The 24,342-nt window shown below is 46.7% G+C and carries 15 protein-coding genes, 1 tRNA gene and 1 pseudogene; 14 read left to right on the top strand and 3 right to left on the bottom strand.

Features of this window, described 5'->3' with window-relative positions; translation table 11 throughout:
- The first annotated feature begins 407 nt into the window (after positions 1-407).
- Positions 408-2,321: an AMP-binding protein gene (locus QZT94_RS02125; protein WP_296762041.1), complete on the top strand. Its 1,914-nt coding sequence runs from the start codon at positions 408-410 to the stop codon at positions 2,319-2,321.
- A gap of 273 nt (positions 2,322-2,594) precedes the next feature.
- A pseudogene (locus tag QZT94_RS02130) lies at positions 2,595-3,815 on the top strand (IS3 family transposase).
- Positions 3,816-5,491: 1,676 nt separating this feature from the next.
- Here the strand turns inward: QZT94_RS02130 and QZT94_RS02135 are convergent.
- Positions 5,492-7,336 (bottom strand): aminotransferase class I/II-fold pyridoxal phosphate-dependent enzyme, encoded by a 1,845-nt coding sequence (locus tag QZT94_RS02135; RefSeq protein WP_296760757.1) that lies wholly within the window; start codon positions 7,334-7,336, stop codon positions 5,492-5,494.
- 171 nt (positions 7,337-7,507) lie between these two features.
- Here QZT94_RS02135 and QZT94_RS02140 point away from each other — a divergent pair, with 171 nt between their 5' ends.
- The 11 genes from QZT94_RS02140 (at position 7,508) to QZT94_RS02190 (ending at position 20,704) form a co-directional block, all read left to right on the top strand.
- Positions 7,508-8,557, top strand: a complete 1,050-nt coding sequence (locus QZT94_RS02140; RefSeq protein WP_296760756.1) for a glycosyltransferase family 2 protein — start codon at positions 7,508-7,510, stop codon at positions 8,555-8,557.
- Positions 8,558-8,703: 146 nt separating this feature from the next.
- Complete coding sequence (locus tag QZT94_RS02145) at positions 8,704-9,438, top strand: 2-C-methyl-D-erythritol 4-phosphate cytidylyltransferase (protein WP_296760754.1); 735 nt, start codon at positions 8,704-8,706, stop codon at positions 9,436-9,438.
- On the top strand, positions 9,435-10,445 hold the full coding sequence (locus QZT94_RS02150; protein ID WP_072510676.1) for an alcohol dehydrogenase catalytic domain-containing protein: 1,011 nt from the start codon (positions 9,435-9,437) through the stop codon (positions 10,443-10,445). Before QZT94_RS02145 ends, QZT94_RS02150 begins: the two co-directional genes overlap by 4 nt.
- Before the next feature lie 5 nt (positions 10,446-10,450).
- Complete coding sequence (locus QZT94_RS02155) at positions 10,451-11,464, top strand: glycosyltransferase family 2 protein (protein ID WP_296760749.1); 1,014 nt, start codon at positions 10,451-10,453, stop codon at positions 11,462-11,464.
- The gene (locus tag QZT94_RS02160; RefSeq protein ID WP_296760747.1) at positions 11,451-12,578 is read left to right on the top strand and encodes a glycosyltransferase family 4 protein; all 1,128 of its coding nucleotides are present in this window, start codon (positions 11,451-11,453) and stop codon (positions 12,576-12,578) included. Before QZT94_RS02155 ends, QZT94_RS02160 begins: the two co-directional genes overlap by 14 nt.
- Positions 12,579-12,678: 100 nt before the next feature.
- On the top strand, positions 12,679-13,527 hold the full coding sequence (locus tag QZT94_RS02165) for a LicD family protein (protein WP_296760746.1): 849 nt from the start codon (positions 12,679-12,681) through the stop codon (positions 13,525-13,527).
- A gap of 53 nt (positions 13,528-13,580) precedes the next feature.
- Positions 13,581-14,393, top strand: a complete 813-nt coding sequence (locus QZT94_RS02170; protein ID WP_296773145.1) for a LicD family protein — start codon at positions 13,581-13,583, stop codon at positions 14,391-14,393.
- Entirely contained in the window at positions 14,393-16,087 is a 1,695-nt protein-coding gene (locus QZT94_RS02175) for an O-antigen polysaccharide polymerase Wzy family protein (protein ID WP_296760742.1), read from the top strand. The genes QZT94_RS02170 and QZT94_RS02175 overlap by 1 nt, the downstream gene beginning before the upstream one ends.
- Entirely contained in the window at positions 16,080-17,120 is a 1,041-nt protein-coding gene (locus QZT94_RS02180; protein WP_296760741.1) for a hypothetical protein, read from the top strand. Before QZT94_RS02175 ends, QZT94_RS02180 begins: the two co-directional genes overlap by 8 nt.
- A gap of 29 nt (positions 17,121-17,149) precedes the next feature.
- A complete protein-coding gene (locus QZT94_RS02185) occupies positions 17,150-18,682 on the top strand; it encodes a hypothetical protein (protein WP_072510669.1) in 1,533 nt (510 codons plus the stop codon).
- Positions 18,683-19,264: 582 nt separating this feature from the next.
- The gene (locus tag QZT94_RS02190) at positions 19,265-20,704 is read left to right on the top strand and encodes a hypothetical protein (RefSeq protein ID WP_296760738.1); all 1,440 of its coding nucleotides are present in this window, start codon (positions 19,265-19,267) and stop codon (positions 20,702-20,704) included.
- Between the two features lie 364 nt (positions 20,705-21,068).
- Here the strand turns inward: QZT94_RS02190 and QZT94_RS02195 are convergent.
- A tRNA-Ala gene (locus tag QZT94_RS02195) sits at positions 21,069-21,141 on the bottom strand.
- 385 nt (positions 21,142-21,526) lie between these two features.
- On the opposite strand from QZT94_RS02195, the gene QZT94_RS02200 reads away from it, so the two are divergent.
- Entirely contained in the window at positions 21,527-22,162 is a 636-nt protein-coding gene (locus QZT94_RS02200; RefSeq protein ID WP_296760736.1) for a TetR/AcrR family transcriptional regulator, read from the top strand.
- Positions 22,163-22,461: 299 nt separating this feature from the next.
- On the opposite strand, the gene ilvD is transcribed toward QZT94_RS02200, so the two are convergent.
- Complete coding sequence (ilvD, locus tag QZT94_RS02205; RefSeq protein ID WP_296760735.1) at positions 22,462-24,333, bottom strand: dihydroxy-acid dehydratase; 1,872 nt, start codon at positions 24,331-24,333, stop codon at positions 22,462-22,464.
- Positions 24,334-24,342 lie beyond the last annotated feature (9 nt).

A 24,342-nucleotide genomic window follows, 5' to 3' on the forward strand; every position in this document is an offset into this window, starting at 1 on the left:
AACCGGGCGGGCGATACGGTCTGGGGAGGGTGAAAACGTCTCGGGAGGGCGGAAAGGTCACCACTAACGCCGCAAAACCACCCTCCCTATGCAGAACCACCCTCCCGACTTGCAGTTAAGACCTAAAAAAGAGGGTTTGCACGCGAACCGGGAGGGTGATACCCGATTTTTCCGAAGACGCTATCAGCAGTCCCGCCCACAACTGCAACCGGGAGGGCAATACTGTCTGCGGAGGGCGGAAACGTCACAGGAGGGCGAAAAATCCACCACTAACGCCACAAAACCACCCTCCCTATACAAAACCACCCTCCCTAACCAGACATAACTGCCCTCCAATCCCAGCAGCCACAGCTACTGCCCACCGGCGCGATAAGCTTAACGATAGCGCCTACTATCGGAGGTCGGATTTGCGCGTTGTTCCCCCACCTAGCACAACAGCCAGGCAAGCATGCGAAATTTTAGCTTCTGCAGATAGCATCAGCGCAGGAAGCTACCATCTTGAGAAAACCGAACACGCTCCGCAAACTATCTGGCTGCAGCCGAAACCAAATAGGGAAAACTCTCCAGGACAGCCCACAGAAGATACCGCGCCTCGACCCCTGATTTTCCTGCCAGTATCCGATAACCCAGAGCACGACGCGTTATTTTTCACCGCTCTAGAAACCAGGTTGCGAGCCGAAAACCCCTCAGCACCGGCAGCACCGGTCAATATCGAAACCTCTCAACACAGCAAACATAAAGACCTGATTTCCGCCCTACAGCTTTTAGAGAATTTCCAGCCGATATTCTTTCCCGTCCGCGCTGAACGTCTCAGCCCTACTTGGGCACGCCAACAGGCTTTGAGGCTAAAACGATTACCTAAAGAGGTAGTTTTCCTGCTTTCAACTTCAGGATCAACTAAACCCGGAGGGCGCTTAGTCGGACTTTCACTCTCCGCCCTGAAAGCCTCCCACCAGGCAACTCGCGAGCGCCTAGGTGCAGACGGGATTTGGATTTCGGCTCTACCTCGGGATCATATTGCCGGTTTCCAAGTGATTGCCCGTGCTCTTTCCAGCGGTAGCGAAGCACTAACTATCGACATGACCGGCGGGTTTAACGTCTCACGCCTTACGGAAGCACTGCTGCGAGCCAGGGAACTTACCTCCTCGTTATCTCCCTCCCCCGCCTTGCCACTTTATTTGTCGTTAGTACCCACTCAGCTGCGCCGCGCCCTCGCCAATAAGGAAGCGGTTTCAGCTTTGCGTTTATGCGCTGCAATCCTGGTGGGAGGAGCGCGCATTTCCCCAGTTCTGCTGACCGAGGGCCGCGAGAAAGGGTTAAATCTGCTAACCACCTACGGCATGACTGAAACCTGTGGCGGATGCGTTTATGACGGCATTCCGCTGCCGGGGGTGAAAGTTGCGGTTAATGCGGGGAGGGTTTGGCTTTGCACTCCTGGGCTGATGAGTGGGTATTTAGAGGAAGAATGCGACCGTGAAATCCAGGTGTTTAACGGGGAACGCTGGCTTAGAACGAATGATTGGGGACGGATTGTTTTTAAGGACGAGCATGGGGGCAGCATTACCGAAAACGGTGCTGGCTCTAGCGCTGGCAGGAATAAGGGCACATCGCTAGCATTCCCGTTGCCATCTCCAGAAAGTACGCCTATTCGGCTGCAACTTCGCGAAAAGGGCAACGATGTGGCGCAAAATCAGGAGATAGGCTCCGAGGATTATGCCCAGCGAACTGCCCCGCTAATCATTGATGATATTTCTTCTGCCCTCCTAGAGGTATTAGGGAGGATAGACGACACTATTATTTGTGGGGGTGTCAATATTTCACTTCCCCTAGTAAAGGAAGCATCTGAGAGGTTTGGTTTTTCGGGGATAGAGTTGTGCGGTCTGCCTGATGAGGAGTGGGGCGAGGTGTTGTGTGCAGTTTTTTCTCGGCAAAGGTTGAGGGGGCATGAAACATCTTCCTCTATGCTGAATCCGAAATCTCCGGTTTCAGGAAAGCTAAACTTCGCCGGAGTAAATCCGAAAGACGTAAGTTCAAGTGAGTTAAATCCGGAAGAGTTAAGCTCGGGAGATTTGCCTTCGAGTGGGATAGGGGGGATGGATGAGATAAGTGCGGCAGATTTAAGCTTTGGAGACTTAAATCCGGCGTACCTGGGACAAAAACTACGTGCCGCTTTGCGAGGGCGCTTGCCGGCTTCGCATTTGCCAAGGGCAGCGGCCATTCTTCCTGACTTCCCCTTATTGCCAAGCGGAAAAACCGACCGCCGCGCCCTAAAAAATGCAGTTTACTGTCTTAACCAGCAAAACCTTATCTGGCGTCGCTGATTCTGGCTATCGCCATCCCGGATCGCCTTGACCTTCGCAGGGGTTCGATTCTTGCTTGATATTACTGCTTTGAGATTGTTTCCTGGTTGATACTCAAGGGAGATACAGACCTGAGTCATGCAACTTTAGTGACCCAGTTTGTTTAGGATTTTTTTGGCTTGCGGAGTGATGGAGTCGCTGGATCAGATTTCGTGACCTTGGTAGAGGATGATTTGCTATTGGATAGTGAAGTTCCTGGGTTTTGTTCCTACCTGTTTTTGAGAGGATTGGAACATGTCTAAGAGGTATTTGCAGGATTTCAGGGATTGTGTGGTGAGGATGGTTGGTGATTGTCTGTCTGATGACAGGTCGTGTACGCAGTGGCGAGCCATCAGCGAGATTGCTCCACGGCTGGGTGTATCGGTTGAGTCGCTGCGTCGCTGGTACGAGCAGTCATTGATTGATACAGGTCAGCACCCTGGGGTTACCCGCGAGGAACACGAGGAGATTAAACGTCTCAAACGTGAGAACGCTGAACTGCGGCGAACTAACGAGATTTTGAAGCTTGCTTCGGCTTTTTTGCCAAAGAACTCGACCAGCCCGGGATGAAATGATTGCGTTTGTTGATGAGTATCGTGATTGTTTCTTACTCGAGTGTATTTGCCGGGTCTTGAACGAGCACACGGTTGGCGGGTTTATTACCTCTCGTGGCTATCGTCTGGTCAAGAAGCGACCGCTGAGTAGCCGAGCCTTGCGTGATGAGGTTTTGGTTGGTGAGGTGCGCCGGGTTTTCGAGGAAAATTATCGGGTGTACGGGGTGCGTAAACTGTGGCACGCGATGCGTCGGGAGAGCTGGTATATCGGTCGTGACCAGGTAGCACGGTTAATGAGGATTGCTGGGATTAGTGGGGTTCATCTCGGTCGCAAACCGGTCACTACCCGACCATCGCCTACCCCTGATACTCGCCCGGACTTGGTTCAACGCCGGTTCAGCTCCAACGCGCCGAACCGGCTGTGGGTTGCGGACATCACCTATGTGCGTACCTTGTCCGGGTTCGTCTATACGGCCTTTGTGACTGATGTTTATAGCAGGAAAATCGTGGGGTGGGCTACCAGGTCGACCATGCAAACCGAGGAACTTCCGCTAGAAGCCCTTGAGCAAGCAATCATGAACGCCAAAGATTTCGATGGTCTTGTTCAGCATTTCGATTATGGTTCGCAGTACACGAGCGTTAAGTGCAGTGAGAAAATCACTGATTACAAAATCAAATCTTCTACCGGAACCGTGGGTGATAGTTATGACAACACCCAAGCAGAAGCGTGAACGGGTTATATAAGACAGAACTTATCTATTCCCAGACCTGGCGTTCATGCACCGAGGTCGAATGGGCCACTCTGAACTGGGTTCACTGGTGGAACAATACCCGTCTCCATGAATCCCTCGGCTACACCACCCCCGAGGAACTAATCACAAACTATAATCAACACCGGGCCAGAGAACTGACCCCCGTATAAGAAGCGGAACAAAACCTAGCTCTTATTAAGTACCTAACATTATTAGCAGCCACTACACGCTAGACACCTGAATGAAAACTCCACTCCAACATGCCACACTATTCTAAGGCTCATGATAAACTTACCCAACATCGCAACACGAAACTTGGATGGAAATAATTAAAATTGCCAAAAAGATTAAAATACCCTATTAGATTACCTTCGAACACTATAAGGCATAACTTTTTACGACTATCATTGGGATTTCTAAATTTAGCTGTAATGACTATTCTATTCTGCAGCCTATTTACGAAACAGGACATCTTAAATTTCCCAACCGAGAACCTAACTTCTACCAATTTAACACTTTTAACACTTATTTTTGCGCTAAAAACCCTCCCATCTTACATCAGGCAAAACGAGTATGATAAACACTTTATCCAAAGAAGAATAGAACAGGAAAAATACGACAAGACAGTTGACAACATATCCCTAATTCTCACAATAATATTGACGATAATTTGCGCAATATTCTTGAGTAAAGCTATTCAAAAAGTTACACAATTTAATGCATATATAGTATTTAAAGACTCAAACTATATAATCAATTTATCCATTTATGCGCTATGCCTATACTCATTAATTTTTTTACCCAACAAAAATCACCTAAAAATTAAGCCATTTTTAGACTCTCTAAACAAGCTAAATAACCTTCAAAGTCACAGAGACGAAAACTCCTCACACTCCGATAGATACGTACTACTCATACTGATTTTATTAGTTGCAATATTTTTATTACATAGTAGCGCACGCATGACAATAATTATCATATTTATTTTTCTTCTACTACTTGCGGAATCTATACTATCCTGCTATATAACTATAGAAAAAGAACAAATGGACACCAAGTATTACCTTCCAGAAGTCCTCTTAAAATTAGTCATATTCTACTACATCTCCGCTATCCCAATTTCCATTTTCATTAGGAATATATCATGCCACAATTTCTGCTATTTACTAATGTATGAATTATTAGTTTCATTGGCATTATTTATAACGCGTTTTCGCGAGACACGATTAAGTACCTTATTTACAAGACATATTAGAAATAAGACTATCAAAGATTTAAAAAGCTATCTCATTTTACAGAAAAGTATTTTAGAAAGAAACTTGGATAGTTCCACAATTAGCCAAATTAATAACCTGATCCCCTCTAATCTTTCTCATTATAGACTCAAGTTTAATGTAATTACATTTCCTAGAATTACAGTTCGAAATAACGGTAAATAGGAAAATTAAAATCATCGGGCAAGAGGTAGATTCATTAGGGGTGAATACCTGAATGTCGCTTAGCCCTGAACACGTCCCTCGCGGACAGAGACGCACCCAGTGACGAGAAGTATGTCAAGAACTACCAGGCGGGTCTGCTTTGGACGCAATCACCTGACTGTACTACGCAAGGAGACATTCTCCGCGAGAATACAATCTTCAACAAGACGAAACACACTATCCTGCTCATCCTGGTCATTTTTCTTTGACATTACAACTTCTCCCATCCACTCAAACGGAACAGGCTCTGAGACCTCTCTAGCGCCTCAATCCAACATAGCAGCAGAATCCAGTTGTATCTCCACAATCTCTTTATGCCCGATGAGCTTCATATATCCCGTTCTTAACTGCAGATTCTTGAATGAATATCAGCGATTTGCATCTTGGATGGCACGTAATACTTCCAGTAAACGGGCGTTATCCTGGGTGGAACGAACCGCTAGACGAATGTACTGTTTCCCATCAAAACCTTCTTTTTCAGAGAGATCTTTTATAATCAAGTCATTTTCAAGACAGGCGATAGTTACCTCTTTAGAACTGTGGGGAGCCAGCACCTGTGCGGTCACAAAGTTGGCTTGTGAGGGGATAACCCGCAAATAAGGAATACTATTCAAGTCTTGCAGGAATTCGGCACGCACAGTTTTTATCTTTTCAAAAGCAGCTGCGTTGTCTTTCCGATATTTTTCTTCGATTTGCAAATAGAATTCAGCAAAAGAATTAATGTTCCATATAGGGAGATCTTTCTTGAAACTTGCGATAGCCGCAGCATCAGAGCTAGCCAGAATCCCCAACCGCAGCCCGGCAACCCCGTAACTCTTGGAAATAGATTTCATTATGAATAAGTGCGGATGGGAATCCAGATTTTCCTGGCTTAGTAGCGAATTGTCTTGACCTTCAGCAAAGTCAATGAAACTTTCGTCGAGAACTAGAGTTATCCCACTTTCTTCCGCCCAATCTGCCAGGCGGAGCGCATCTGCCTGGGGGATGAAGTTACCCGAAGGATTGTCGGGGTTAATCACAACCAGGGCTTTTACCCGCTCCCCATCAGCGGTTTTACCCTGCTCACTGCGACCGAAAAACTCTATTAAGTCATCAGCAGTGTAGGAAAAATCTGGGTTATCTGCCTGGAATACAACCGGCTTTTGCGAGCAACGATTGGGATATTCTTCAAAGGTGGGTCTAACCACTCCGTAAGGCATCGGCAGCTGCGCCATTAGCGATTTGATTAGCTCTGCTGCCCCGTTCCCAACCACTACTTGTTCGGGGCGCAAAGCAAAATTCTTGGCGGCAAGCAAAGAGTTCACTCCCATACCGGACGGATAGTCCGCAAGCAGGGAATCAAAGTTTGCTCGCATCTCGTCCTTCATCCGTTGGGGAGGTAAATAGGGATTTACCAGATAGCAATAGTCGAGCATCTTGGGGTAACGCCAATATCCGCCATAGCGGGATTCAAATAATGTCTTGCGTTGAGCAGTGTCAGGATGGAATATCGAGGACGCAATATCAAGATCTTGCACGTCATCGATTTCGTACCATTTCTGCCCATCTAGACGTTTGGCTTTTATCGCGGGATCATCTAGTAAAGTAATAACCCGCAAGACTTGCTCATAGTATTCATTACGTCCTAGAGCCTGGGTATAGGCATCTAGAAACGGAACATAATGCGTGGTAGAAAACTCTTTGGAAAACTTATAGATATTGACAGTCTTGTAGTAGGAATCAATATCGCGGTAAACAAATTTCTTGCCGGGGACGAAAGCAGAAATACTATCGTCCTCATCTAGTTGGACCACCGTGCCATCCATCCAGGACTCATATTTATCTACCAGCGCCAACGTAGGACGAGAATCGTCAAGGAGGGCATCTAGGATGCTATCTTCAAAAATCAAGTCTGACTCTAGTAGCACCGTATCTTCTTCAAGAAGTTTGTCCTTGGCTAGCCAAAGTGAATAGATATTATTCGTTTGGTCATAAATCGGGTTATTGATGAACTCTATCGGAGTAGAAATATCGAGAGTTTCAATAAAATCGATTAGCTTCTGCCCCTCATAGCCGGTCACAATTATGATTTTGGAAAAAGCTTTATTTTCAAGCTGGTTGAGCATCCGCTCAATCATAGTTACCCCATTGACTTTCACCATGCACTTGGTGTTATCTGCAGTGAGATCTTTAAGACGAGACCCCATTCCTGCCGCCAAAATAAGTGCCTGCATGAGACCAACTTTCTATCTATCGGTAGCCTTTGTTCGGTTTCTAATTCCCTAATAATACCGAATCGCGACTCTCTTACTCTGTTATCCGGGCAGTGTGTCTTGGACAAACCATGCGGTGAGCAAGGATAGTATAGACAGCACTAACTATTGGCGTCCTACCCAGGAAATAGTATGAATCACTTGGAGTCTGTAAAAAAACCGAAAATATCTGTGGGGATTATTGCGTTAAATGAAGAGGATTATCTTCCCGATATGCTCTCCTGTATCCAGGCTCAAGACTACCCACACCATCTTATCCAGGTGGTACTGGTAGATAGCGGTTCTGAAGATGCTACCCCCCGGATTATGAAGGACTTTGCCGCGCAGGCAACCGACTTTGAATCCGTCGTTTTGCTCCATAACCCCGGTAAAACCCTACCTAAGGGATTCAATCTATTCCTTAACTCTGCTACCGGAGAGATAATAGTCAGACTAGATGCTCACGCCCGTATCCCAAATAATTTTTTGAGCCAAATGGTAACGGTTCTGCAAGAAGGAGAGGACGTGGTCGGGGGACCTCGACCTACTGTCACTCCCAAGAATGCAACTGCCTGGCAACGGGTATTGCATACGGTCGAAGAATCCTTATTTGGAGCCTCGATTGCAAAATATCGAGGTAAGTCAAAATCCGACTCTATCGCACCTCAGTACGTAAAATCGGTATTCCACCCCGGATACCGCCGCTCGGTGATAGATAAAGTGGGTTCTTTTAACGAGGAGCTCACTCGTACTGAGGACAACGACTATTCGTACCGAATTCGCAAGACCGGATACAAGATTTGTTTTGATTCTAGAATCTACTCTGAACAGGTAATTCGCCCTTCACTTTCTGCAATGATTAGGCAAAAATACCATAACGGCTACTGGATAGGGCGAACCCTGTTCGTACAACCCGGATGTGTCGAGGTCTACCATCTGGTACCTGGTGCTTTTGTATTGGCAATTGCCCTGGGAATCGCACTGCGACTACGAGGAGTTAAGCTACCGCTGCGGCTGCTAGCTGCCAGCTATGGAACCGCCGACCTGGCTTTAAGTGCGCTATCGCTTCCAACCCTGAATCCGCCCACCAGTAAAGCTGCCGCCCTGCCTTTGATTTTCCCCGCCCTCCATATCGCCTATGGTATCGGCACTTGGAAAGGAATAGTTGAAGGCGCATATAGAGCCTTCAGAGGGAAGAAATAGCACTTCCTCAGGATGATTTTTAACTGAATTGCCCTATCTATAAATATGAACTCCAGCGCCACTCGACAAATGTTCAGCTCCCAAAATCACAAACAGCTATAATTCGGATTACGTAAGCCTCTAAACAACCAGAAAGCACAGCGTTTATGATACATGCGGCGATTTTGGCGGGCGGCACCGGCTCGCGGATGAAAATGGCGAATATGCCGAAACAGTTCCTAGAACTGGGCGACAAGCCGGTTATCCTCCACACCATTGAAAAGTTTTTACTTATTCCCGAGTTCGATTCAATATACGTTGGCGTACATAAAGACTGGACTGACTACACGAGGGATATTCTTAGCCGCGAGGGACTGAGTGAGAAAGTAACTGTGGTTACTGGTGGCTCAAACCGTAACGGAACAATTGCTAACATCCTTAATCACATTCAGAAAGACCACGGAGATAACCCTGACTCGGTTGTGGTAACCCACGACGCAGTCCGCCCCTTTGTTTCTCTGGCGATTATTACCGCCAATATCCGCGCTGCTCAAGAGCACGGCGCCTGCGATACCGTTATACCCGCGACCGACACTATAGTTAATTCCACAGATGCTGCCTTAATTGCAGAAATCCCCGATCGCAGCCAGCTATATCAGGGGCAGACCCCGCAAAGTTTTAAGATTGGCTTACTCCAAGATGCTTATACGCGCCTTTGTGAAGAAGAAAAAGCTAGCATTCCGGATGCCTGCAAAGCGCTGGTTCTAGCCGATATTCCCGTAGCCTTAGTGGCAGGAGCACCCGAAAACATCAAGCTAACCACAGTGATGGATTACCGCATAGCTCAAGCTCTCATTGACCGTCTACCCGAGGAAAGCAGTCCCCAAGGAGAAGCTGTATGATTACTGCTTCCTACCAGGTAACTGCTCCGCGCACTGTAGCGGTAAAATTTCACGAGATAAGCGCCCGGAATCGAGTGTGGGTACGTCCCACCCATATGTCTATTTGCCACGCGGATCAACGCTATTATCAGGGAAAACGTCCTCAGGCTATTTTAGAAAAAAAATTCCCTATGGCTTTGATTCACGAAGCTGTCGGAGTTGTGGTTCGTGATGATTCTGGCGCTTTCCAGGCGGGCACTCCGGTAGCTATGATTCCAAATATCCCTGGAAAACCCATAGCGGGAGTTTACGAAAACTACGCGCCTGGCTTTACTTTTTTATCTTCAGGTGCCGATGGTTTCATGCGCGAAATCGTGGATTTGCCGGCCAGACAACTGGTGCAGATTCCCCAGGCAAGCCCCCTTACTTCCCAAACCGAAATGACCTCGGTTGCGTGCCACGCAGTTTCCCGTTGGAGGACTCTAGCGGACACCGACCGCACCACTGTAGGAATCTGGGGAGACGGGTCAGTCGGATACATACTCGCCTCGGTACTGCGAGAACTTCATCCAGAGCTAGAGATAATAGTAATCGGGGTGAATCCCCCTAAACTCGACTATTTCAGCATGGCAAATGCCACCTATCTTGCCGGTAATCTTCCCGAGAATTTCTCGGTAGATTACGCTTTTGAATGTGCCGGAGGTGAAGGCTCCGTATCTGCTATCAATGAGATAGTTGAAGTTATAAAACCTCAGGGCGTCCTTACCTTGATGGGAGTTACTGAGAATCCGGTGGGGATAGCTACCCGCACGGTACTAGAAAAGGGACTTACCCTGGTAGGTAGTTCTCGTTCTGGTCGCTTAGATTTTGAAAAAGCCGCCTCTCTGTGGGAAAAAGACAGCTTCTGCGCCAGAATAAGCAGAATCATTTTTGAAGATTCCCCAGTACGAGATGTAGATGGAATCCACCGGGTTTTTGGTAATGACCTCAGCAGTACCTTTAAAACTGCATTTAGCTGGGAAATCTAATCGTTATGGCAAATGCTAACCCCCTCCATGCTGCTATCACTGAGCAGCCCCTGGTAAGCCTGATTCTGCCTGTTTACAACACCGGTAACCATCTCCGGCGTTGTGTAGCCTCGATTCAGGCACAATCCTATGAAAAATGGGAAGCTATTCTAGTAGATGACGGATCTACGGATGACTCTGGAAAACTATGCGATTTGCTAGCGAGCGAGGATTCGCGTATCCGCGTAATCCACCAAAAAAATGCCGGTCTTTCGGCCGCGCGTAATACTGGAATCTCCCGAGCTTCTGGGGAATTCATTTCGTTTATTGATTCCGATGATTTGGTATTACCAGATTTTATTGGAGCACTTTTGCAACAGTTCAACAAGGCTACGATTGAGATAGCCGTGGTGGGCATAGTAGACCGTTACGGCAGCCAAGACCGGGTAAATACCAGTCCCCTACGCGAGACATTGAGCTACGAAGAATTCTTTAAACTTACTTTATTAGGGCGTGCTCCGGGATCTGTATGCAATCGGCTTTACCGGCGTTCCGCCCTCGATAAGCTGCGCTTCCGAGTAGGACGTTACTATGAGGATTCCTTTTTCACGATCGACGGTTTAGGACATTTCAGAGAGGTTTCAGTAAACCTTGAACCTCTGTATGTATATGTACATCGAGAAAGCTCGATTACGACCCAGCCCTTCAGCTTCAGCTCCCTGGATCTAATAAAAGCGGCAGATTTGGCTCACCGGATTTGTGTGCAGTCCTATCCTCAGGTGAAAGAGGCTGCAACTTTTCGCTGGATTTCTGCCCGCTTTGTGGTACTTGACCGTTTGTTACAGGGTCATTCACCAGCCGAAAACACTATCAGAGCTCAGCTTATAAAGGACTTACGGGCGCACACCTGGGCAGTTATAAAAATGTCCGGTTTTCACTACACTCGCAAGATAGCGGCACTAGCACTCTTTTTTGGCTGGCCGCTTTATAAACTACTCGTCCAGGCTAAACAAAGGAGAACTACTCTTGGGGAAGCCTAGAATCGCCTTTGCGATATGGGATATCGGTAATGTGGGAGGCGCACAAAGGGTAATTGGGCTGGTAGCTAATGCCTTATGCGCTGACTTTGAGGTTCACATTGTTAATCTCTATGGCTATCCGGAAAAACGCGGTCCTTCTATCCCCATTGACCCCCGGGTTACAGTTTCCTATTTAGGCAAAGGCACGATGCCGCGACTTCGAAAAACCATCGTGCAATCTTTTAATCCCCTGCGAAAGTATCTGAAACAAAACCAGATTGACGTTTGCCTCCTGCAAACCACTGATATGGGAATTATCGCCGCCCCGGTGGTTTTATGGAACCGCTTGTTCGGAGGCAGAAATCGCTGCAAGTTTGTGTTTCATGACCATGGAGCACTGGCAGCGCAGCTAAGCCAAAAAGATATCACCACCATTCGCATGGTTTCCGCCCGCCTGTGTGACCGAACGGTGGTGCTTACTAAGCGCAGCGCCGCGGATTATCAAAAGTTTCTTAAAATACCGCGGCGAAAGCTAGCGGTGATAACAAACTGGATTGATCCTGAGATTAATCCCGAGGACGTGCAGGCAGATATCAGCGCAAAAAGAATTATTTGGGCAGGCAGGCTTTCAGCAGAGAAAGGCCCCTTGCGGATTCCCGAGATTGCAAAAGAGATTTTCCCCAATTTCCCTGATTGGCAATGGGACATCTTTGGTGACGGTGCGGAACGCGAAGCTTTGGAAAAGAAAATTGGTGAGTACGGCTTGGAAAACCAGGTATTTTTACGGGGAAAAACCGCACATCTCTATGAAGAATTCCCGAAATATTCAATCGGAACTCTCACTTCGGATATGGAGGGAATGCCGATGTTCCTCCTAGAAGCTACCGCTTTTTCCTTACCTTGCGTCTCTTTTGACGTAGTTACCGGTCCCAATGAAATCATTGCTGACGGTCAGAGCGGTTTCTTGGTAAAACCTTTTGATACTCCCCTTTATGCACGCAACCTCCAACATTTAATGGCTAGCCAAGAGTTACGAGAGGAGTTTTCGAAGCGGCAGAGATTAGTCAAGGAAAATTTTTCTATGCAGAAAATTGCTCCTCTCTGGCGAAGATTTTTATCTGAACTGACCAGGTAAATATCTTCCTAAATCTGGAGAAGCTGTTATCTGTTCGTTGTGTATGATTAACAGATACATTCGCATGGTTTCTAATATGACTAGGGCAAAAGGAGTAGAAATGAGTTTTGATTCTGGTGACAGCACCGAGCGCCTATTATCACTTAAAGAAATACAGGCACACGAGAAAGAAATTCTTCAGATACTTTGGCAGTACTGCCGGAAACATAAAATCCGAATGTGGCTTACCTACGGAAGTCTGCTAGGAGCAGTAAGGCATAAAGATTTAATCCCCTGGGATGACGACATCGATGTGGTGATGCTAGCGGATGATTATTTTCAACTTATCGAGCTACTAAAAGAAACTAACGGCTTTATTGATGATCGATACCGCTTTGTTTGCTCCGCAATCGACTCGCGCTGCCCCGTAAGTTGGGGAAAAGTAATAGATACTCATACTCTGGTAGAAGAAGAAATTTTAGATATCGATTCGATTCCCAGTCTTAATGGACTATGGGTCGATATATTCCCTCTGTATGGAGTTCATAAACAGAAATTCATACAAAAAAGTGCAACCACCGTTTCTGACTTCCTTTATTTACTAATGCGAATTGCCTGTTGGAAGAGACTTCCCGGAATTGGGAAACGTGGTCAGCTAGTTGCCTCGATTTGCGGGAGATTCGCAAAGCGGATTGGGTATGCGTCATTCGCTAAAGCCCTAGAATTATGGTTAAAATTCTGCTTTCCTACCACTAAAAAAGCACAAAGTGTCTTTTATAGCGCACACTCTGAACGTGAGTTCCCGATTACGCTGTTCCAAAAATCCATCCCTCTGGTTTTTGGGAATCGCAAATACCCTGCCCCCGCGAACTACGATACTATGCTCACAATGATGTACGGAGACTACATGACGATTCCTCCGGTCGAAGAACGCGTCTATCACCCGATGAAAGCCTGGCTGCTGAAATAAGACTGCCGGACAGAAAGTAGCTTGAAATGTTAGTCCCTAAGCCAGGAGAGGCATTGAAACTCCAGGAAGTTAAACAACTGGAGTTTGAGATTCTCGCAGACTTTGCTTCTTTCTGCAAAGCCCACAACTGGCGCTATTGGATTGCCTATGGGTCGCTATTGGGAGCGGTGCGCCACGGCGACATGATTCCCTGGGATGATGACATCGACATTTGGATGCCTGCAAATGACTATTACAAAATGCTCGCATATTACAAAGCCAACAAGGTTACCTCTCCCATTGGCAAAAACCGGGAACTTCTCTGCCCCGAAACTGACTGCAATTCCTATACAGTTTTTGGGAAAGTCGTGGACACCCGCACAGTTACCTCTGAAGCTTTATCCACGGCCAAGGTGAACAATATGGGAGTCTGGATTGATATTTTTCCCCTATACGGGGAAAAAAACTCCCGATTCTTAAATTCGCTTGGAAAGGGCATAATCTACTTACTTCTGGTCTGTATGCAGATTTCCACGATAGCAAATCGCCCAAAACACACCTGGAAAGGTAAAATAGCACGCCCTCTCTTAACACCGCTAGCAAAATTAATCGGATACCAACGGTTCGGAGTAGCATCCTCAAAACTCCTTAGCAAATGGTTCAATTCATTCGACAAGGCGACCACGGTTTTCGCATCTGATAATTTGTTTCGGAATCATCGTAAATCTATTTTTAAAGAAACTATTTATGTGAAATTTGGAGAATCCATGTACCCAATTCCCCGTCGATACGACGAGTTCCTACGGGTCGAATATGGCGAGGATTATATGACTCCCCCTCCACCAAACCACAGACAAAGTCATGAGCTAAATGCGCGGTGGCGATAATGGCAAATCAGGCACGAATATCTAATAGTACAACCAGAATTTCTATTCCCACCTCCTTCTCTGTTCGCTCTATTATTGCCGTTGCTGCATTATTCGTAGCTTTTATTGCAGCTATTACTTTTATTTTTACCTGGGGAAGAGTCGATTGGGAAAATTCCTTTAAGACTATTTGGGCTATTTGGGCAGCCCTGATTGTTTACTGCTGCGCACGTTGGCGAGAACAAATAGTTACTATTTTCTTTCTGCTTGCTTTTTTCTTATTCCTTTTAGGTCGCCCCTTTGTCCGTATTTTACAAGGGAAAAAGTGGTGGATTGGCGGTGTCCCCGCAGTTGACTTTTCTCTATGGATATTGTTCTTAGCGCTATTTTCATTAGGGGTGGGAGCGATTCTATTTGCTCTGTTTACCAGACAACCACGAAGCGAAACTATTTCTCGATTCGCTTTTATTCGAAACCGCTTCGTTTCCGGTAACCGAGTTGAATTGCTAGAAAAATACCGGGATGCGAATCTAAATTTACACGCCCTGGCCGCAGTTTCCCTGACTATTTTTATAATCTGCTGGCTAGCCTCCGCCTATCTTGGTTACGAAAAACTCTCTTTCATCGTAGATAAATCGTACACTGATTATTTTCTGTACTTTAAAGAAAGTGCCCCTTTACCAGTGCGCACTTTAGCGACCTTCACTGACTATGCGCTCTGCATTTATCTACTCACCATGCCGCGTAAACGACACGCCTATGTAGCGCTAAGCTCAAATATACTGCTAAACATTCCCACCCTTCTTGTGGGCTTGCGTGGCAGATTTATGTTTTCAGTTCTTTTTGCTACGCTTTACTTCTTTTTACGAGCTCGCCACGACAGTAAAGATACCTGGATAGGACGTTTTGAAAAAAGAGGACTAATTTTCGGTATTCCCGTTGCTATCGTCATACTGAATTCTATTAACTACATTCGTTCTCAACAAGTAAATTTAACCGCAAATTTTCTTGAGAGTATTGTTGATTTTTTTGACAAACAGGGAGTTTCCTTTGAGGTACTTTCCCATGGTTACTATGCAGCTCAGAAAGCAGCTTCCTTTGAAAACAACTACACCTTCGGTCCGTTCATTGATTTTTTAACCCGTGACTCCTACGGGCGACTACTCTCCGGCTTACCCTCCCTACCCGGAAATAACAGCCAGACAATGGCCACCGAGTCTCATTCTTTTGCTCATGCGCTCAGTTTTTTTCAACACCAGAACTATCTAGGAGGCGAGGGCTACGGTTCTTCCTATTTACTGGAACTGTTTGTAGATTATAGCTGGCTCGGCGTTATCTGCGGATCACTAATACTTGGAGTTGTTTTGGCAGCTATGCCCCGAATGTTTGACCGGGGAGGAATCAGCGGATTAGTGGCATTGTGCTCTTTGGAATCTATTTTCTGGATACCCCGCGACTCTGCCTTGGGATGGCTAACCTTCATCGTTTCGATACAGTTCTGGCTGCTAGTAGCTATCGTTTATCTGCTCGCCGAAGTTTTATCTTCCCGCCGCCCCTACCTGACTTCTAGCCTTAAGTACTCGACTCGAGGGGAAAAGCTGAGTACTTCACCTCAAAATAACCCCAAGCCGCACCCACTAAACCTTGCTCTGCTTTCCTCGAAACCACTAGAATTACTCGCAGCTAAGAAACCACAAGGAGACCTCTATGCCTAACGCAGTTATTTCTTCTGCCAAAGGAGCCATACAAAAGTATTGGTGGCTATGTATTGTTTTTGCCCTGTTATTCACAGCTGTCCCGGTATTTACCAGCGGAGGCTCCGCCACTTCTTTCTCCCGCAGTTACTCTTCGTCCGCCGCCCTCGGGATTCCCACTAAAGTTACAACCTCAGACAATGAATCCAATGATGCAACCGACTATTCCAGTTTTGTAATTAAGGCAGGAAAAGGAATTATCGAACAAGACCTTTCAAAAAGAGCAGTTACCCACTTTGGTACTAATGCCGAAAGCCTTTCCTTTAGTTCCCCTCCATACCTAGACTCTTTTTACCGCACGCCAGTAAATGTCCCCATCCTCAGCATCAACGTTACTGGCGATAATCAAAAACTAGTAAAAGAAGCAACCGATTGGGCTCTCAAGGAAACAAAAAATGATCTCGCCGGATTATTCCCTGGGGTGTCAGTAAATATCTATCAACAGGCCACCGCCCCCACAGAAACTGTTCTTACTGAAAACAAGTCAGGATTATCAATCTCGCGTATTATCCTATTTGCTATTCTCGGACTGTGCGCCGGTTTGATTGTCGGTATGTTTATTGAGTTCATTAATCCCCGATTACGCACTAGACGCGATTTTGTAGACATCTTAGGGATTCGCGGTTCCCTGGTTTCTTGGCCTAACAAGAGTGAGGTCAAGAGAAATCAGCAGGTTTCTATCCTAGGGGTATCACTGGCATCGTCAGTAAAAGAGGATTCAACCAAGACCATTTGGGTAGCTGGTTTAGGAGCAAATGCCCCCAGCGCTGAGGTCTATGAAACAATCACTGAGATTGCAGACAACACAATGGTGACCGTAAAGCTAATTGACGATTTACTATCCAACCCCAAGTGGGTTTTAAAGGTTGCACCCCAGGATTCAATTCTCTTAGCAACTAGAACAGGTGCAGCTAAACCCCAAGAACTTCGGGATACCCGCACACTGCTATCAAATATAAATAAAGACAACATTTCAGCCGCCCTAGCCCGGTAAGGCTCGCATACCAGGAACGGCGAGCGAGCATGACTCGGCTTAAAAGAAGCGCACAAAACGCAGCGGTTGGAATTCTTGGGCAGGTATTTTCAATTGCCTGCAACTTTGCAACACGCATGGTATTTGTGCGCACCCTGAGTCAGGACTATTTAGGAATTGAGGGTTTGTTTTCCTCGTTGCTGGTAATGCTCTCTCTGGCCGAGTTGGGAATCGGATCAGCGATAATCTACTCACTCTACGAACCTTTAGCGAAAAATAATCGCGAAAAGATTCGTGCATTGATGCAACTTTATCGCCGCGCCTACTGGACGATTGCAGCCATAGTAACGACTCTAGGGATTTTCTTCTCTCTAAAACTAGAGTGGTTTATAAAAGAAATACCCGATATCAAACACCTGCGCCTTTATTTCCTATTGTTTGTAGCTAACACCGCTGTCTCTTATCTCTACTCCTATAAGGGCACTTTGATTGGAGCAGATCAAAAGCAATATCTCGTGGATATTTGGCGCTATGTATTCACTCTAATCATGACCCTCGGTCAAATCATCGTACTTTTAACGACAGGTTCCTATTTTGGGTTTTTAGTTTGCATGGTTGTATGTACCTTCTTGCAAAACTTCGTAGTTTCGATAGTTACCGATCGTCGTTACCCATTCCTAAAGAGCAAAATGCCGGTACAGAAAATCGACCCGGATACACTGTCAAAAATAAAGAAAAATACTTTCGCGTTGGTTCTTCATAAAATCGCTGGTATAGCTTCAACTCCGGCAACCAACGTAATTCTTTCAGTTTTTATTGGTCTGCATACCGTTGCTCTTTACGCAAATTATTTACTAATCACCAACGCTTTACAGCGCCTGATTTCCAGAGTATTTGATGCCACTGTTGCATCCATAGGTAATCTGGGGGTTGAAGAGACTCAAGAAAAGCAGCTGCGGGTTTTCAATCTGACTTTTTATGTTAATGCCTGTTTAGCAGCATTGGTATCGATTCCTCTATTAGCTATTTTCACCAACGCTATGCATGTCTTTTTCGGGGAACAATATGTTTTTCCAGTATCAATCGAGCTAGCGATTGTCTGCCTCTTTTATTTGAAAGCCATACGTACCGCTGCTTTAACTTTTACTAGCGCTTATGGACTATATTGGTTCACTCGCTGGAAAGCGATTATCGAGACTATCGTATTAATTGGTTTAAGTATTATAGCTGCGCAACTATTTGGGATTATTGGGATACTGATTGCGAATTGCTTTACCAGCTTCTTTGTTTCCGGAGCTATTGAAGCTTATATGCTCTATAAGCATGGATTTAAAGTGTCATCTCGTGGCTACTTTTTGAAAATTACCGCATACTCGATAGCTACTATAGGTGGCACACTGCTGGTGTGGTTCCTTTTGTATCCAATCGGCAACACCACTTTAACTTCTCTTTTATTAAGAGGGATAGCTTCCTTTGCTCTCAGTATCGTAATGTTTTTTGGTGCCACCTGTTGGACATCGGAGTTCAAAGAGTTTTGGAAAATGCTCAAGGCTATTTATGTAATGCTCAAAAGAAAAGCCTGATAGAGTTTAGATTTTCCCAACCCGGAGAAATCACAGCCAATCCCTAGAGCTTTTCCGACGTTAATACCTAGGATATTAATACCGCACGATTCAAGCCAGATGTTACAGTTTGTACTGAAGCCTGTCCATAATCATTCTTTTTCTAACTTTGAGACGTCGTTAAACTTTTTACACAGCCGATTTACCATCTCGCGATGGACACCTTGTGACTAATCTGCTCACTCATACATATTTACGCGCTAAACTAACCGAAGTCCCTCTCCAATGACGCACTATTCTATAAGACGGCTCATAGGGGTTTGGTTTTGCCATTTTGCCAGTTATAGATAACGCCTTCGCTGTGTCCTGTTAGGCGGGCTATGTCTGGGACTTTCCAGCATTGTTGGGTGCAGTACGCACGTTTAGGGGACGAGACAAGATACTTTGGGTATATTTTACTACTTCATCCTTGGAGATTTAGTCCTCCAGAACACGTGCGAATCGCTAATTATTCGCCTGGATACGTGTCCTCCTCCAGAGCTCAGATATCATACCGATAATCGTAAATAACCAACCTGTAAGGTTACAGAGAGGACAAGGTAAATGCTGCGACTAGACTTCGATAGCAATAAAATCATCATCCCTAATACGCGATCACTTTTTGAAGAGTCAGTTAATGCCTTGAACGCTGGAGCAAAAAGAGCCGCGGTACTATCCCTTTGGGTCGCAGTATTCTTCGATATCCTGGAAAGAATCACCTTGATGGCTGATTCAAACAATAACGCCCGTTCTTACATAAAGAGTTACGAAGAAGCAGCAACTGAGATGGGAGATAGTGGTCGCTGGAAGAAGATGCAGCAAATAGAACATAACATTCTTAAAAAAGCACTGGAGTTCGAAATTATCGATCCTGATGAGGAAATTGCCCTAACAAGGCTCTATGAAGATCGAAATCGGTGCGCTCATCCTCATCCCAAAGGTAGCTTGAATACGCAATTCACCCCTTCACGCCCTGAGGTTTACGCTCACCTTGATTTTGCCTATGTTCAATTATTCACCCGCCACCCACTAGAAAAATCAAAGAAAATGACCGAAATACTCTCAAATGAGATCTGCTCTTTGACTTGGCCACAAAAGAAAAGCGTAAAGGAATACCTCAAAACACAATATTTTAATCGCCTTACAGAAACTGGACGAAGAAGACTAACGCAGCTTTTCATTAAGAGCACACTAACTCCCCCAGATATTTCCTCGATACCTGACGTTCAGGTTCAGGAAGACACTGTCTTTTTCCGTTTTAGACATGCGAGCAGGATGATTAAAGAAATTGATTATTCACTTTTCTTCTCTGTGTTAAAGGACGCCACTGACCGAGCGGAGGACAACGGAAAAGTAAACAGCGAATATCTCTGCCGTCTCATTAGCTTAGCTGGCGATTATCCAGAAATGTGGGAAAGTCTCTCCGATAGCATCCGTGCGAAAATTTACTCACTCATGCACGGTACGTCGGATTCAGAGTTATCTGGACGACTCGCGAAAATGGATTTTTTCGATGGCCATCCTATTGACTCCGGAGATGAACAAAATGACACAAAATATCTTGAACTCCTAAATGGTCTCCGTGGAGAATACCTTTCTACTGCAATAAGACGTGCTTACAACAAAGCAAAATTTAAGACTGCAATATTCAATAATCTCCGTTCTGTAGACAGCTGGCGAGAGGCGACCAAAGCAGCTGCCTTATTAACAAACGTTGCTTATTCACTAACCGTTAAAGACATTGAAGAGCTCACTGAAATTATCTGTTACCACAGTGGTAGCACTTTCAATTACAACCAAATTGTCAATGCTGAAGGTGTGGATCAAGCTCTGGAAGAATCATTCTTATCTACCGAAACTCGAGATATAGAAATCCTTAAAGCATGGCAGAACCTTAGTCAGAAGATGAAAGAGGTTATACATCCCACCTACTTCCAAGGCAAAGAGCCGCCTTACGGTGAATTACAAAAGCAAATTGAGGAAGCTTTAAATTCGATTAACTAACAATTGTGTATACAGAATCACTGTTTTCTTGGTTTGACTAGGGGGTTGCACATGCTTTGAGAGCATGTGGTGTGAAGGGTGCTTGTAATCAACGTATTTGTGGAGTATGCGGCTGGAAGCTAGCCAAGAATGGTCGCATGAGCACTAGCAACACTGCCTGTTGTGCCAACGGAGTGGAGCTAAGGGGATTCGGCGGTGCTGCGCACCAGCAAGGGTTTTCGGAGCACAGCCCCCGAAAACCACTGGCGCGGGCGAACGCTCAACCCGCGTTCGCTACCTCCCCGCGCCAGCCCTCACGGGTTCGAATTCCCAAGCTTATAAAATGGTTAATCCCCAGGATAAACCTGGGGATTCAACATTTTAGTGGAGCTAAGGGGATTCGAACCCCTGACCTTCTCATTGCGAACGAGACGCGCTACCAACTGCGCCATAGCCCCTAGGTACTCTCAAAAGCCTAAGCGCGAAATACCTCAATTTGCAAACCCAGGGGCTGTGGGATTGTGCTCAACAAACGGAACAGCTTTTTAGACCGGGAAAACCCGCAGCAACAACCAACGCCCGAAGCGATTAAGTAAACCCAGCATCCAGAAGGCGCTTCCTCCTAAATATCTATTTCAAACACCTTCTTAGCAGGGCAGTAACCATAAATACCTCAGAAGCGAATCCGATGACGCAAAGCCTAGCTACCGACAGAATCAGGTAACGCCCTAACGACCCGGAGACAGCCCCACTAGAGGACGAAGTACCCCTTTTTCTGCGATAGGACGTGCTAATATCACGCCAGATAGGTGAAGATTTACTCCCTGAAAAGAGGAATTCGCAATGGAATGGGCAACGAAGCGCTTCCGACAGCTAGATTCAGCTAAGACGCAGCGGATTATTGCCGCCGCTGTCAGCGAATTCGCAGAAAAAGGCTACGAAGCGGCGAACACCAACCGAATCGCTAACGCCGCAGACATCTCGGTCGGTTCCCTATTTCAGTATTTCAAAACTAAGGAAGATCTATTTCGATACGTGATTCACCTAGGTGCGGGGATTATAGAAACCGACATCGGCAAGATTCTAGAGAAAGAAATCAGCGGACGGGACAAGATTAAAGAACTAATGCTGCTAACTATCCACGCTTGCCAGAACTACCCGGAATACCAGCAGCTTTACCACGAGATTACCGCTACCGGGAATCGAGATTTAATCAGAGATATTGCCCGAGAACTCGAGACTTATGCTTCAAAAGGACTAATTGAATTAATTCGGCAAGGTCAAGAGCGCGGGGAAATCCGCACGGATTTACCCGCGGAAGTTCTAGCTTACACCCTAGATAGCACCATGGTGATGATGCAGTATTCACTGACTGTCGCCTATTTTAAGGATCGCGCTAGGCTCTACCAGCTTGAAGAACCTCACGACTTCGCCGACCAGATGACGGAAATTATTTGGTCATCCTTAAAACAGCAGTAATCACGAAGTAGCTATGCTTCAGAAGAGCTGGATTGAAACCTCAAGCCGGATAGCACAGTGACGCTGGCTGGCAAAAAGATGCGATAGGGACAGCCTTGTATCCATTACTGTCAGCATCGGATACGAAATATGATATGTGGCTACGTTTACTTCTTTTTACATCCGAAACCCGCAAGAGATTTCTGAAATAATCGTGATACTTCTCTTTTGTCGCTTCAGCAAGGCTCACCGGGGTCCCCCGAGTACTTTTTGCCGGCCAGCCCGGATTTACGTCCTAGATTGACTGGTAGTTGAGACCGTTATCCGGTCACCCGACTTACATCGCGAGCGCCGCCTTGGTCGGCACTGAGGGCGCAGGCGGCATAGAGTTTCAGGACATCCGAAACCGTGCGTTTGCGGCTGCGCGGCGTATAGGGGCGAGAACGTTGCTCCATTTTTTCGCGGCGGCGATTAAGCTCCGCCTCCGGAACCTCTAAGGTCAAGGATTCGGTATTGACGTCAATAGTGATTTCGTCCCCGTCCTCGATTAGGGCAATTAAGCCTCCGTCAGCGGCCTCGGGAGAAATATGCCCCACCGAAATCCCGGAAGTGCCCCCCGAAAAACGCCCATCGGTGATTAGGGCGCACTTTTTACCCAATCCCCTCCCTTTTAGGAACGAGGTCGGGTAGAGCATTTCCTGCATTCCCGGTCCACCCGCTGGCCCTTCATAGCGAATCACTACCACATGACCAGGCTTAACACTGTGGTCTAGGATTTTTTCGATGGCTTCTTCTTGAGATTCCATCACAATGGCTTTACCGCGGAAATGATACAGGTCGCTATCGATCCCGGCCGCTTTAATAATGGCGCCTTTTTCTGCCAAATTTCCCCGCAAAACCGTCAGTCCCCCATTTTCCGAATAGGCGTGGGCACTGTCGCGGATACAACCGCTGACCGCATCGGTATCGAGCTCTTTCCACTGGTTAGCAGTTGAGAATGGCTCGGTGGTGCGCACTCCTCCCGGAGCTGCCTTAAACAACTTTTCGGCCTGGTCGGTGGCAGACCCGCCGCGCACATCCCAATCGGCTAGCCATTTTTCTAACGAGGGCGCATGAATCGAGATGACCTCATGGTTTAACAGCCCGGCGCGGTCAAGCTCCCCCAGGAGGGCTGGAATTCCCCCGGCGCGATGAACGTCCTCCATATGGTAATCATTGTGGTTAGGAGCCGCTTTGCACAGGCAAGGCACGCTGCGTCCCAGGCGGGAAATATCTTCCAAATCAAAGCACACCCCGGCTTCGCGGGCAATCGCCAGCAGGTGTAACACCGTATTGGAGGAGCCCCCCATTGCCATATCTAGGCTCATGGCGTTAAGAAAGGCTTCGCGAGAGGCAATCTGCCGAGGCAAAACCGCGTCCTCTTCCTGACCATAGTAACACTCACATAGCTGCACGATTAGCTTGCCAGCCTGGGTGAACAGGTCGCGTCGCGCAACATGAGTAGCCAGGGTAGAACCATTTCCAGGCAGCGCCAAGCCCAGCGCCTCCGTCAGGCAGTTCATGGAGTTAGCGGTGAACATTCCCGAACAAGAACCACAAGTCGGGCATACCGCTTTTTCAATCTCGCTCAGTTGTTGATCGGAAATATCCTGGTCAGCGGTGGCGTTCATGACTGTAATCAGGTTGCCGTGTCCGTTTTGGGACGGCCCCACAATCATTTTGGGGTCGATTCCGCGCCCGGCCTCCATGGGGCCACCCGAGACAAACACTGTGGGAATATTGAGCCGCATAGCGGCAATCAACATTCCCGGAGTGATTTTGTCGCAGTTAGAGATACAAACCAGAGCGTCTGCACAATGGGCGTTCACCATATATTCCACGCTATCCGCGATGATTTCTCGGCTGGGCAAAGAGTAGAGCATCCCTTGATGCCCCATTGCTATCCCGTCATCAATCGCGATGGTGTTGAACTCTTTCGCCACCCCACCGGCATCTTTAATAGCCTGCGCCACCAGCGGGGACACCTGGTTTAGGTGTACATGACCCGGTACAAATTGGGTAAAAGAGTTGGCAATGGCGATAATCGGTTTCCCAAAATCACTATCACTCATGCCGGTTGCCCGCCACAGCGAGCGCGCGCCTGCCATATTGCGGCCGGCAGTGGAGGCTCTTGAACGAAGTGGATAAGCCATTTTTCTCCC

This window comes from Varibaculum sp., assembly GCF_008661855.1.
GTDB classification, from domain to species: domain Bacteria; phylum Actinomycetota; class Actinomycetes; order Actinomycetales; family Actinomycetaceae; genus Varibaculum; species Varibaculum timonense_A.